The 13148-nt window shown below is 65.4% G+C and carries 11 protein-coding genes; 10 read left to right on the forward strand and 1 reads right to left on the reverse strand.

The window, feature by feature from the left end; all coding sequences use genetic code 11:
* Nucleotides 1-35: 35 nt before the first annotated feature.
* Nucleotides 36-1127: a YeiH family protein gene (locus ACSQ3Z_RS27895; protein WP_436174495.1), complete on the reverse strand. Its 1092-nt coding sequence runs from the start codon at nucleotides 1125-1127 to the stop codon at nucleotides 36-38.
* A 320-nt stretch (nucleotides 1128-1447) separates the two neighbouring features.
* Here ACSQ3Z_RS27895 and ACSQ3Z_RS27900 point away from each other — a divergent pair, with 320 nt between their 5' ends.
* The 10 genes from ACSQ3Z_RS27900 (at nucleotide 1448) to ACSQ3Z_RS27945 (ending at nucleotide 13130) form a co-directional block, all read left to right on the forward strand.
* Entirely contained in the window at nucleotides 1448-1924 is a 477-nt protein-coding gene (locus tag ACSQ3Z_RS27900) for a GNAT family N-acetyltransferase (protein WP_436174496.1), read from the forward strand.
* A 101-nt stretch (nucleotides 1925-2025) separates the two neighbouring features.
* A complete protein-coding gene (locus tag ACSQ3Z_RS27905) occupies nucleotides 2026-2190 on the forward strand; it encodes a hypothetical protein (protein ID WP_436174497.1) in 165 nt (54 codons plus the stop codon).
* 164 nt (nucleotides 2191-2354) lie between these two features.
* The gene (locus ACSQ3Z_RS27910; RefSeq protein WP_436174498.1) at nucleotides 2355-2951 is read left to right on the forward strand and encodes an ANTAR domain-containing response regulator; all 597 of its coding nucleotides are present in this window, start codon (nucleotides 2355-2357) and stop codon (nucleotides 2949-2951) included.
* A 2-nt stretch (nucleotides 2952-2953) separates the two neighbouring features.
* Complete coding sequence (locus ACSQ3Z_RS27915) at nucleotides 2954-4192, forward strand: CmpA/NrtA family ABC transporter substrate-binding protein (RefSeq protein ID WP_436174499.1); 1239 nt, start codon at nucleotides 2954-2956, stop codon at nucleotides 4190-4192.
* 447 nt (nucleotides 4193-4639) lie between these two features.
* Nucleotides 4640-5866 (forward strand): CmpA/NrtA family ABC transporter substrate-binding protein, encoded by a 1227-nt coding sequence (locus ACSQ3Z_RS27920; RefSeq protein WP_436175168.1) that lies wholly within the window; start codon nucleotides 4640-4642, stop codon nucleotides 5864-5866.
* 96 nt (nucleotides 5867-5962) lie between these two features.
* A complete protein-coding gene (gene ntrB / locus ACSQ3Z_RS27925; protein ID WP_436174500.1) occupies nucleotides 5963-6859 on the forward strand; it encodes a nitrate ABC transporter permease in 897 nt (298 codons plus the stop codon).
* A 10-nt stretch (nucleotides 6860-6869) separates the two neighbouring features.
* Entirely contained in the window at nucleotides 6870-7667 is a 798-nt protein-coding gene (locus ACSQ3Z_RS27930; protein ID WP_436174501.1) for an ABC transporter ATP-binding protein, read from the forward strand.
* Between the two features lie 4 nt (nucleotides 7668-7671).
* Entirely contained in the window at nucleotides 7672-10122 is a 2451-nt protein-coding gene (gene nirB / locus ACSQ3Z_RS27935) for a nitrite reductase large subunit NirB (protein ID WP_436174502.1), read from the forward strand.
* Nucleotides 10123-10127: 5 nt separating this feature from the next.
* Nucleotides 10128-10457 carry a nitrite reductase small subunit NirD gene (gene nirD / locus ACSQ3Z_RS27940; protein ID WP_436175169.1) on the forward strand — a complete coding sequence of 110 codons (330 nt, stop codon included), beginning with the start codon at nucleotides 10128-10130 and terminating at the stop codon, nucleotides 10455-10457.
* A 3-nt stretch (nucleotides 10458-10460) separates the two neighbouring features.
* Entirely contained in the window at nucleotides 10461-13130 is a 2670-nt protein-coding gene (locus ACSQ3Z_RS27945; protein WP_436174503.1) for a nitrate reductase, read from the forward strand.
* Nucleotides 13131-13148: the final 18 nt, after the last annotated feature.

The raw sequence follows: 13148 nt of genomic DNA on the forward strand, positions 1-13148 counted from the left end.
CAGAGGGGGGCGCCGTAGAGCGCTACCTTCGAGCCTTATACGAATTTCACCAGCATCAGGCTAAACGCGGCAACAAACACGAAAGCCGAAAAAGCCAGAGCCAGCGGACGCAGGCCGCGCGAGCGAAGCTGCGAGATGTCAGCCTGAAGGCCCATGGCGGCGAGACCCATGGTCAGCATGACCTGGGTGGCCAAAGCGATCGCCGAATGGATTTCGGCAGGCATGGCAACCAGGCTGTTCAGCGCCACCACTGCGATGAACGCCACGACGAACCACGGCATGGGCGCCTTCGCCGCCGACGGGTCGGCACTGCGGCGGCGCGCCATCAGGCCGAGCGCGAGCACCATCGGCGCCAGCATGGCGACGCGCGTCAGCTTGGCGACGGTTGCGGTTTCGCCGGCCTGGGTGCCATTCTGGAAGCCGGCGCCGATCACTTGCGCCACCTCGTGGATCGAGGCGCCTGCCCACAGGCCGAAGGCGTGCTGGTCGAGGCCGAACACGGGCGCCAGCAGCGGAAAGCCGAGCATGGCGATGGTGCCGAACAGCGTGATGGCGGCAACGGCGTAGGTGACGTCCTCGTCGCGCGCGTCCGTCACGATGTTGGTGGCGACGATGGCCGAGGCGCCGCAGATCGAGGTGCCGGCCGCAATCAACTGCGCCAGCTTGCGGTCGACGCCAAGCAGCCGGCCGAGCGTGATGGTGAAGATGAAGGTGGCGCCAAGCGTGGCCGCGACAATGCCGACGCCGCCGGCGCCGATCGCCGCCACCTGGCCGAGCGTCAGCTGGAAGCCGAGCAGCACGATGGCAAAGCGCAGCAGCCGACGCTGCGAAAAGGCGATGCCGGCCCTGGCATGCGCGGGCGTGCCAAGCACGTTGGAATAGATCATGCCGGCGACCACGGCGAGGATCATCGGGCTGAACAGCGCGAAGCCGGAAACGTTGCGGGCCGAGTAGGCGACGCTGGTGATCATGGCGACCAGCACGATGCCGGGCCAGACCGCGTTGGCTGACGTGCGTCCGGGCGCCAGGATTGCCGGTGCCCGGCCTGAGGGAATATCGTTCGCGATGTGAGAGACGGAAGACAATGCAATGCTCCAGGCGGGTTCGCCAGTGGAATGCCATTCCATTACCAATCTTTCCAACGAATTATTCGCATCACAATGATCGATTTTTCCGAACGATTGCGGTGCCGTCGAATTGGCCTGCGGATGATGGGGCCATGCGGCCGCTCTATCCGCCCCGGCGGGCGGCTTGACGCTTCGCCGTTTCTGCTCCAGCTTGCCGCCATGATCGCCTTTCCCACCAACTCGCAGCGACGCCGCCGTTCTCAGGAGCGGCAAGCTGATTGCGCGAAGATAAAGGCCGGCTAGTCGACAATCCGGTCTGTTCGTCCCCAGCCCCGCCCATCCAAAAGGATCGGCGGGTTTTTTGCATTTGGAGCATTTGAATGACTAATCTTTCCATCCAGTTTCGGCCGGCCGAGCCGGCGGACGCCGCCGCCATCAGGGACATCGTGTGCGCCGCTTACTCCAGATGGGTGCCGGTGATCGGCCGCGAGCCCTTGCCGATGCGCGCCGATTACGACAAGGCCATCCGCGAGCATCAGTTCGACCTCGCTGTCGAGAACGGCGAGATCGTCGGCTTGATCGAAACCATGCGGCATGACGATCATATCTGGATCGAGAATGTTGCCGTCGCGCCCAAGGCGCAGGGCAGGGGCATTGGCCGGCTGCTGCTCGACAGCGCCGAGCGCAAGGCGATCGAAGCCGGCTGCCCGGAGCTTCGCCTGCTGACCAATGGTGCCTTCGAAGCCAATGTGCTGCTCTATCGGAGGCATGGCTATGCCATTGATCGGGAAGAGGAATTCATGAACGGGATAACGGTGTATATGAGCAAGACGCTCGATCGGCGGACGGTCGCGTGATGACCGGCACGCCGGACGTCTCCCCTTCGGCGGCTACAGGCAGTCCGGCGACGCATCACTGAGAGCGCCTTGAATACCAGGCGTTCCGCAATTCGAGGCTCGTGGGTTTCTTTCTCTCAAAGGGGCTCTACAAGGCGCCGGTTACAAAACAGATGGAGCGCCGGCTCGCACTCTGGACCACCATTGAAAAGCAGGCAGAGATCGTAAAGGGCGGAGCGATGTTTGAACTTCAGATGAAGAGCAATCGGATTGCTCAGTTGAAGTAGCTCAGCAACCGCGCGAAGCTAACAGCAACTCGTCACGCTGGCGTTGCCGGAGCCCCTTTGGTAGCGCTCCATTCTCCAGTGCTCGCCTCTATAGGGTCGGCGACGCATGTCGAGTTCTCCCCATGCCGCATTGCACAATTCCCTCGCATCAGCAAAATACCGACATGGTCCGCTCCTCACTCGCCGTTCTGGTGATCGACGAAAACCGCATCCGTGCCTCGATCATCGAGGCCGGGTTGCGGGAGGCCGGGCATGATCGGGTCACCGTCATCCATGATGTCGCCGGCATTGCGCGGCGGATCGCCGAGATCGAGCCCGATGTCATCGTCATCGATCTGGAAAACCCGAACCGCGACATGCTCGAAAACATGTTCCAGCTGTCGCGCGCGGTGAAGCGGCCGATTGCCATGTTTGTCGACCGCTCCGACCAGGCCTCGATCGAGGCGGCGGTCGATGCCGGCGTGTCGGCCTATGTCGTCGATGGTCTCAGGCAGGAGCGCGTCAAGCCAATCCTCGACATGGCGGTCAGCCGCTTCAACGCCTTCTCGCGCATGGCGCGCGAACTGGAGGAGGCGCGCAGTGAACTGGAGAGCCGCAAGGTCATCGATCGCGCCAAGGGCATTTTGATGAAGTCGCGCGGCTTGAGCGAGGAGGCGGCCTACACGCTGCTGCGCAAGACGGCGATGAACCAGAACCGCAAGATCAGCGACATCGCCCAGAGCCTGGTGACCGCCGCCGGGTTGCTCTCGGAGGACGAATAGGCATGACTGCTGCGCACCAGATCACCGCCGGCTTCATGCCGCTCTTCGATAGCGCCGTGCTGGTCGCGGCCGGCGAGATGGGCTTTGCCGCGCGCGAAGGCATCGAGCTGACGCTGCACCGCGAGACCTCCTGGGCCAACATTCGCGACCGCATCGCCATCGGCCATTTCCATCTGGCGCACATGTTGGGGCCGATGCCGCTCGCCTGCAATCTTGGACTGACGCCGCTTGCCTCGGAAACCATCGTGCCGTTCTCGCTCGGCCTCGGCGGCAATTGCGTCACCGTCTCCAATGCCGTCTGGGAAGGCATGGCGGCGCACGGCGCCGAGCCCGACCTCGACCCGGCGCGCGCGGGTGCAGCGCTCCGCGCGCTGATCCGCGAGCGGGCAGGGGCCGGCCGCGATGCGCTGCGCTTTGCCGTCGTCCATCCGCATTCGGGGCACAATTACGAACTGCGCTACTGGCTCGCCGCCTGCGGCATCGATCCGGAACGCCAGGTCGAGATCGTCATCGTGCCGCCTCCCTTTATGACCGATGCGCTGGCCGCCGGTCGCATCGACGGCTACTGCGTCGGCGAGCCCTGGAACAGCGCCTCGGTTGCCGCCGGCACCGGCCATATCGTCACCGTCAAGGCGCTGCTGTGGCGCAACAGCCCGGAAAAGGTGATCGGCGTGCGCAAGGCGTGGGCGCAGGAGAGCCCGGAGGCACTGGCGGCCCTGCTGCGCGCGCTGCATCATTCGGCCCGCTGGTGCCAGGATCCGGCGAACCATGGCGAATTGGCCGCGCTGATGGCGCAGCCCGGCTTCCTCGGCCTGCCGCCGGCGGTGCAGATGCCGATCCTGACCGGGCATCTCGATCTGGGCGGCGGCGCCGAGCGGGCGATCGACGATTTCTTCGTGCCTTTCGACAAGGCGGCGAATTTTCCCTGGAAGAGCCACGCGCTGTGGTTCTACACGCAGATGGTGCGCTGGGGGCATGTCGCGCACACGCCGGAAAACCTCGCCATCGCCAGGGAGTGTTATCGGCCCGACCTCTACCGCTCGGCGCTGAAGCCGCTCGGCGTGGCGCTTCCCGGCGCCAACGCCAAGGTCGAGGGCGCGCTGAAGTCGGCGACGCCGGTCGGTTCGGCAGGGGCAAGCCTGGTGCTCGGTCCCGACGGTTTCTTCGACGGCCAGATCTTCGATCCCGACGAGATCGACGCCTACATTGCCAGCCAGAAATCGGTCCGCGCCGAAGCCTGATCATTTCCGCGCCATTCTTGTGCATTGCACAAAAATTGTGCGTGCAATTGCGCTAATGAACAATCTTTGGCCTGTTCGGTTTGTGGCCCGGCGCGGTCGCAATCGGCATGAATCGCTGATTTAATTGATATTTTCGCTCCAGCTCGAAACTGGCACGGTTCCTGCTTTGTCATAGGCAGGCTCTTCTAGGGTCACGGAACCGGCGTCCAATGGCGGGCGCCACAGGCAAAGCTGCCGCTCAGGTGAAATTCGAACCCGGTCTCTCGGGCGCGAAGAACCTGGCCGGCGGCTTTTTTGTTTTGACCGAACACGCAATCGACGACGCGGATCCCAAGCCGCGCCCAACCGGAGACGACGATGACGAAACGGATCGTGACTGGAACAACGCTCAAGGACATGACGCGCCGCGATTTCCTGGCCAGCAGTGCGCTGACGGCAGGGCTGTTCGTGGCGGCGCGCAAGCTCTTCCCCTCCGGCGCCTATGCCGCCACGACGGCTCCCGAGGTGACCGGCGCCAAGCTCGGCTTCATCGCGCTGACCGATGCCGCCCCGCTGATGATCGCCAAGGAAAAGGGCCTGTTCGCCAAATTCGGCATGCCCGATGTCGAGGTGCTGAAGCAGGCCTCCTGGGGCGCGACGCGCGACAATCTGATGCTCGGCGGCGAGGCCAACGGCATCGACGGCGCCCACATCCTGACGCCGATGCCCTACCTGATGCACACCGGCAAGGTGACGCAGAACAACCAGCCGCTGCCGATGGCGATCGTGGCGCGGCTGAACTACGACTGCCAGGCCATCTCGGTTGCCCAGGAATATGCCGCCACCGGCGTCGGCCTCGACGCCTCCAAGCTGAAGGAAGCCTTCGCCGCCAAGAAGGCCGCGGGCACGGAAATCAAGGCCGCCATGACCTTCCCGGGCGGCACGCATGACCTGTGGCTGCGCTATTGGCTGGCCGCCGGCGGTATCGATCCCGACAAGGACGTCTCGACCATCGTCGTGCCGCCGCCGCAGATGGTGGCCAACATGAAGGTCGGCAACATGGATGTGTTCTGCGTCGGCGAGCCGTGGAACGAGCAGCTCGTTCACCAGGGCGTCGGCTTCACCGCCGCCACAACGGGCGAGTTGTGGAAGGGCCATCCCGAAAAGGCGCTCGGCCTGCGCGCCGCCTTCATCGAGAAGAACCCGAACGCCACCAAGGCGATCCTGATGGCCGTGATGGAAGCCCAGCAATGGTGCGAGGCCAAGGAGAACAAGGACGAGATGGCCGCCATCATCGGCAAGCGGCAATGGATGAACGTGCCGACCGCCGACATCATCGGCCGCCTCAAGGGCGACATCAACTACGGCAATGGCCGCGTCGCCAACGGCACCGACCTCTACATGAAGTTCTGGAAGGACGGCGTGTCCTATCCGTTCAAGAGCCATGACAGCTGGTTCCTGGCCGAGAACATCCGCTGGGGCAAGTTCGCGCCGACCACCGACATCAAGGCGCTCGTCGACCAGGTCAACCGCGAGGATCTGTGGCGCGAGGCGGCCAAGGACCTCGGCGTCGCGGCAGCCGATATTCCGGCCTCGTCGTCGCGTGGCGTCGAGACCTTCTTCGACGGCAAGATCTTCGATCCGGCCAACCCGTCGGCCTATCTCGACAGCCTGAAGATCAAGGCATCGGCCTAAGCGCAACGGCGCCTTCGCGCCGTTGTCGCCTCCGACCCAGGCGCAAGCGGCATCAGCCGCTTGTCGCCCACACCGACCACGGAGTTTTGCTCAGACATGTCCATTCAAGCCATCGAGGACACCAAGGTGAAGGCGTTTCCCGCGCCGGCCAAGCCCGCCGAGGTGATCGCTTTCACCGCCAAGGCGCGGCGCCGTTTCGACCCGCTCGCGATCGCCGGCAACCTGGCCAGCACGCTGCTGCCGCCGGCCGTCGTCATCGTCCTCATGCTCGTCGTCTGGCAGATCGCCTGCTCGTCGCCGACAGCCAGCCTGCCGCCGCCGAGCCAGGTGTGGAACGAGGCCTATGACCTGATCGCGCATCCGTTCTTCGATAACGGCCCGCAGGATATCGGGCTCGCCTGGCGGGTGCTGATCTCGCTGCAGCGCGTCGCCATCGGCTTCGGCCTCGCGGCTGTCGTCGGTGTCGCGCTCGGCGCCCTGGTCGGCCAGTCGGTGTGGGCGATGCGCGGCCTCGATCCGGTGTTCCAGATCCTGCGCACCGTGCCGCCGCTCGCCTGGCTGCCGCTGTCGCTGGCGGCGTTCCGCGATTCCAGCCCATCGGCGATCTTCGTCATCTTCATCACCTCGATCTGGCCGGTGATCATCAACACCGCCGTCGGCGTCCGCAACATCCCCGAGGATTACCGCAACGTCGCCCGCATCCTGCGGCTCAACCAGATCGAATTCTTCGTCAAGATCATGGTGCCGGCGGCAGCGCCCTACATCTTCACCGGCCTCAGGATTGGCATTGGCCTGTCCTGGCTCGCCATCGTCGCCGCCGAAATGCTGACCGGTGGCGTTGGCATCGGCTTCTTCATCTGGGACGCGTGGAATTCGTCGCGGCTGCCCGACATCATCGTCGCGCTCGCCTATATCGGCGTCACCGGCTTCTGCCTCGACCGGCTGGTCGCGGCGGTCGGCACCTTCGTCACCCGCGGCACAACGGCAAAGTGAGGAAAGCGCCATGACGGCCTATCTGAAGCTCGACCATATCGACAAATCCTTTGCCCGCGGCGGCCAGGTCAGCGAGGTGCTGAAAGACATCCGGCTGACCATCGACAAGGGCGAATTCGTCTCCATCATCGGCCATTCCGGCTGCGGCAAGTCGACCTTGCTTAACCTGATCGCCGGGCTGACCAAGGTCTCCGCCGGCGCCGTGCTGCTCGAGGACAAGGAGGTCGACAGCCCCGGACCGGAACGCGCCGTGGTGTTCCAGAACCACTCGCTGCTGCCGTGGCTGACCGTCTACGAGAACATCAACCTGGCGGTGTCGAAAGTCTTCGGTTCGACCAGGACCAGAGCCGAGCGCCATGACTGGATCATGCGCAATCTCGACCTCGTGCAGATGGCGCATGCGAAGGACAAGCGGCCGGCCGAGATCTCGGGCGGCATGAAGCAGCGCGTCGGCATTGCGCGCGCGCTGGCCATGGAGCCGAAGATCCTGCTGCTCGACGAGCCCTTCGGCGCGCTCGACGCGCTGACCCGCGCCCATCTGCAGGACGCGGTGATGGACATCCATTCCAGGCTTGGCTCGACGACGATCATGATCACCCACGACGTCGACGAGGCGGTGCTGCTCTCCGACCGCATCGTCATGATGACCAACGGTCCGGCAGCGACCATCGGCGAGGTGCTTGCCGTGCCGCTGGCCCGGCCCCGCCGCCGCGTCGAGCTTTCGTCCGACCGCACCTTCCTGCGCTGCCGCGAGGCGGTGCTGAAGTTCCTCTACGAACGCCACCGCTTCGTCGAAGCCGCGGAGTAACGCCATGAGCGAAAAACTCGTCATCATCGGCAACGGCATGGCCCCCGGGCGCATGCTGGAGCATCTCTTGGAGCAGGCGCCGGGCCGCTACCAGGTCACCATCTTCAACGCCGAGCCGCGGGTGAACTACGACCGCATCATGCTGTCGCCGGTTCTGTCGGGCGAAAAGGCCTATGAGGAAATCATCATCCATGGCGACGGCTGGTACATCGCCAACGGCATCACCCTCTACAAGGGCCACAAGATCGTCGCCATCGACCGGGAGGCGAAGACCGTCACCTCGGATCACGGCGTCACCGAGCCCTATGACAAGCTGGTTATTGCCACCGGCTCGGTGCCGTTCATCATCCCGGTGCCCGGCCATGACATGCCGGGTGTGCTCACCTATCGCGATCTCGACGATGTGCAGGCGATGCTGCTTGCCGCCCAGTCGCGGGCCAAGGCGGTGGTCATCGGCGGCGGTCTGCTCGGGCTTGAGGCGGCGGCCGGGCTGAATTCGCAAGGCATGGACGTCACCGTGCTGCATGTCATGCCGACGCTGATGGAGCGCCAGCTCGATCCGGCCGCCGGCTACCTGCTGCAGCGCGCCGTCGAGCAGCGCGGCATCAATGTCATCACCAAGGCCAACACGCAGGCGATCACCGGCAATGGCAAGGTGGAGCAGGTGGAACTCGCCGACGGCACTGTCATCCCGGCGACGCTGGTCGTCATGGCGGTCGGCATCAGGCCGAATTCGGCACTGGCAAAAGAGGCCGGCATCGCCGTCAATCGCGGCATCGTCGTCGACGCCGGCATGCGCAGCAACGACCCCGACATCTACGCGCTCGGCGAATGCGCCGAGGTCAACGGCATGGTCTACGGGCTGGTGGCGCCGCTCTACGAGATGGCGCGCGTCGCGGCCAGCCAGCTTGCCGGCGACGAGGCTGCGGCCTTCGTCCATATGGACACGCCGACCAAGCTCAAGGTCACCGGCATCGACCTGTTCTCGCTCGGCGACTTCGCCGAGGGCGAGGATCGCCAGGAGATCGTGCTGCGCGATGCCGCCGCCGGCGTCTACAAGCGCCTGGTGCTCAAGGACGACCGCATCATCGGCACCGTGCTCTATGGCGAGACGGCCGACGGCGCCTGGTTCAACGATTTGAAGAAGAAGCAGACCGACATATCGGAGATGCGCGACACGCTGATCTTCGGCCAGTCCTACCAGGGGGGTGCCCCGCTGGACCCTATGGCGGCCGTTGCAGCCTTGCCGGATGATGCGGAAATCTGCGGCTGCAACGGCGTTTGCAAGGGAAAGATCACCGGCGCGATCACGGCCAAGGGCCTGACCTCGCTCGACGACGTGCGCGCCCACACCAAGGCGTCCGCCTCCTGCGGCTCCTGCACCGGGCTGGTCGAGAAGCTGATGGTGCTGACCATCGGCGACCAGTACAACCCGGCCGCCGTGCAGCCGATGTGCTCCTGCACCACGCTCGGCCATGACGAGGTGCGCCGGCTGATCAAGGCCAAGAGCCTGAAGACCATTCCCGCCGTCATGCAGGAGCTGGAATGGAAGACCTCCTGCGGCTGCGCCAAATGCCGGCCGGCGCTGAACTACTATCTCGTCTGCGACTGGCCGAACGACTACGCCGACGACTACCAGTCGCGCTTCATCAACGAGCGCGTCCACGCCAACATCCAGAAGGACGGCACCTATTCGGTGGTGCCGCGCATGTGGGGCGGCGTGACCAGCGCCTCTGAGCTGCGCGCCATCGCCGACGTCGTCGACAAGTTCGAGATCCCTATGGTCAAGGTCACCGGCGGCCAGCGCATCGATATGCTGGGCATCCGCAAGGAGGATTTGCCGGCGGTATGGGCCGATCTCGGCCAGGCCGGCTTCGTCTCCGGCCATGCCTACGCCAAGGGCCTGCGCACGGTGAAGACCTGCGTCGGTTCCGACTGGTGCCGCTTCGGCACGCAGGATTCGACGGGTCTCGGCATCCGCATCGAAAAGTTCATGTGGGGCTCGTGGACGCCGGCCAAGGTCAAGATGGCGGTGTCGGGCTGCCCCAGAAACTGCGCCGAGGCGACCTGCAAGGATGTCGGCGTCATCTGCGTCGATAGTGGCTACGAGATCCACTTCGCCGGAGCCGCCGGCCTCGACATCAAGGGTACCGAAGTGCTCGGCCTGGTCAGGACCGAGGATGAGGCGCTGGAGCATATCGTGGCGCTGACGCAGATGTATCGCGAGCAGGGCCGCTATCTCGAGCGCATCTACAAATGGGCCAAGCGCATCGGCATCCCCGAGATCAAGCGCCAGATCATGGACGATGCCGAGAAGCGCAAGGCCTATTACGAGCGCTTCGTCTTCTCGCAGAGATTCGCCCAGGTCGACCCATGGTCGGAGCGCGTCTCCGGCAAGGACAAGCACGAATTCCGGCCGATGGCGTCGGTGGGGTTTGCCGAGGCGGCGGAGTGAGCATGATGAACTGGATTGCTATTGGTTCCATCTCCGACATCCCCCGCCGCGGCGCGCGTTGCGTCGCCACGCCCGAGGGCAAGATCGCCGTCTTCCGCACCGCCGATGACCAGGTCTATGCCATTGACGACCACTGCCCGCACAAGGGCGGACCGCTCAGCCAGGGCATCGTCCATGGCGCCGCGGTGACCTGTCCGCTGCACAACTGGGTCATTTCGCTGGAGACGGGCAAGGCGCTCGGCGCCGATGAGGGCGTGGTGCGCACCATCCCGGTGAAAATCGATGGCGAGCGTCTGTTCATCGCGCTGGAAGCGCTGGCCAGCCGCGCGGCCTGAAACATGGAGATCGACGCAGCGCGCGAGGTGAGGACCACCTGCCCCTATTGCGGGGTGGGTTGCGGCGTGCTGGCGAAGGTCGCCGCGGACGGGCAAGTGTCGGTCCGCGGCGACGCTGATCACCCGGCGAATTTCGGTCGGCTCTGTTCCAAGGGCTCCGCGCTTGCCGAGACCATCGACCTCGACGGCAGGCTGCTCCATCCGGAGATCGACGGCCGCCGCGTCGGCTGGGACGAGGCGCTCGACCGCGTCGCCTCGACTTTCTCGCAGACCATCGCCGAGCACGGCCCCGACGCGGTCGCCTTCTATGTCTCGGGACAGTTGCTGACCGAGGATTATTACGTCGCCAACAAGCTGATGAAGGGTTTTGTCGGCTCGGCCAATATCGACACCAACTCGCGCCTCTGCATGGCCTCTTCGGTCGCCGGCCACCGCCGCGCCTTCGGCTCCGACACGGTGCCGGGCACCTACGAGGATCTCGAGCTTGCCGACCTCATCGTGCTGGTCGGCTCCAACCTCGCCTGGTGCCACCCCGTGCTCTACCAGCGCATCGCGGCGGCGCGCGAAAAGCGGCCCGAGATGAAGATCGTGCTGGTCGACCCGCGCCGCACCATGACCGCCGACATCGCCGACATGCATCTGGCGATCGCGCCGGATGGCGACGTTGCCTTGTTCACCGCGCTGCTCGCCTATCTCGGCCAGCACAATGCGCTGGACCGCGCCTATATCGACGAGCACACGACCGGCTTCGGCCAGGCCCTTTTCGCCGCTTCGAAGCTCGACCTTGCCGGCATCGCAGAAGCCACGGGCCTCAGCGAGGACGAGCTTGGCCGCTTCTACAGCCTGTTTGCCCGGACAGAAAAAACCGTGACCGTCTACAGCCAGGGCGTCAACCAGTCGTCCTCGGGCACCGACAAGGTCAACGCCATCATCAACTGCCATCTCGCTACCGGCCGCATTGGCAAGCCCGGGGCAGGGCCGTTTTCGGTCACCGGCCAACCTAACGCCATGGGCGGCCGCGAAGTCGGCGGCATGGCCAACATGCTCGCCGCCCATATGGAGATCGAAAACCCCGCGCACAGAGCGCGCGTGCGCCGCTTCTGGAATGCGCCCGCCCTCGCCGAAAAGCCCGGCCTGAAGGCGGTCGACATGTTCAAGGCCGTGGCCGATGGGCGCATCAAGGCACTGTGGATCATGGCCACCAACCCGGTCGATTCCATGCCGGACGCCGATGCCGTCGAGGCGGCGATCAAGGCCTGCCCCTTCGTCGTCGTCTCGGACGTGCTGGAGAGCACCGATACGGTACGCCACGCCCATGTCCGCCTGCCCGCAACCGCCTGGGGCGAGAAGGACGGCACCGTCACCAATTCGGAGCGCCGCATCTCGCGCCAGCAGGCCTTTTTGCCCGCGCCCGGTGAGGCGCGGCCGGATTGGTGGATCGTCGCCGAGGTGGGCAAGCGGATGGGGTTTGGCGAGGCGTTTGCGCACGCGACGCCGGCGGGGATTTTTGCTGAGCACGCGGCGCTATCGGGCCTCGAGAATGATGGCACGCGGGATTTCGACATCGGCGCCTATGCCGGCATCGATGGAGAAGACTACGACACGCTGGCGCCTTTCCAATGGCCAGCGGCGAGCCAAGGTTCCCCACCCACCACCCGCTTCTTCGCCAACGGCAATTTCTACACCCCCGACCGCAAGGCGCGCTTCATCCCCATCCGCCCCGTCGTGGAAACCCGCACGGACGAAAAATTCCCGCTGGTCCTCAACACCGGCCGCGTCCGCGACCACTGGCACACCATGACGCGCACCGGCAAAAGCCCGCGCCTGTCCCAGCACATCGCCGAGCCCTTCGTCGAAATCCACCCGGCGGATGCGCAGCTCTTTGGCATCGGCGATGCCGACATCGTGCGCATCTCCAGCCCGCGCGGCGAGGTGCTGGTGCGCGCGCTGGTGACACCCCGCCAACGCCAGGGCAGCCTGTTTGCGCCGATGCACTGGACCGACCAGTTTGCCGCCAAAGGCCGGCTCGACGCGCTGACGGCGTCGCTCACCGATCCCGTTTCCGGCCAGCCGGCCTTGAAACATGTCGCGGTGCGCATCGAGAAATTCGCGGCAAAAGCCTTCGGCTTTGCGGTTATGCGAGCACGCCCGGCGTCGGTTGCCGCGACCTATTGGGTCGTGGCCAAATGTCGGGGCGGCTGGCGGGTCGAGCTCGCTTTCGCCGACGACAACATGGGTTGGGCGGACTTTGCCGCATCATTGTTTGGCGCACCACCGACATCCGACACGCTCGCTTATCACGACCGCGACGCCGGCCAGCATCGCATCGCCGCCTTCGACGGCGAGCATCTGGCAGGCGCGCTGTTCGTGGCGCCCGGCCCGGTCGCGGTGTCGCGCGGCTGGGCGGCCGAGAAACTCGAGGAGGTTCACGCCGGCCAGCGCGAGCGCTTCCGCATCGTCGCCGGCCGTGCCGGCGCCGGGCGGCCGGATGCCGGCGCCACCGTCTGCTCCTGCTTCAGCGTCGGCGCCAACCAGATCGCGGCGGCGGTGGCGGCCGGCTGCACGACCGTCGCGTCCATCGGCGAGACGTTGAAGGCCGGCACCAATTGCGGCTCCTGCCGCGCCGAAATCCGCGCGATCATTGAGGCGAGGCGGGTGCAGGCGGCGGAGTAGGGGGCGCAGCGCAGGCTT

It is taken from the genome of Mesorhizobium sp. LjNodule214, assembly GCF_964252735.1.
In the GTDB taxonomy this organism is placed as follows: Bacteria; Pseudomonadota; Alphaproteobacteria; order Rhizobiales; family Rhizobiaceae; genus Mesorhizobium.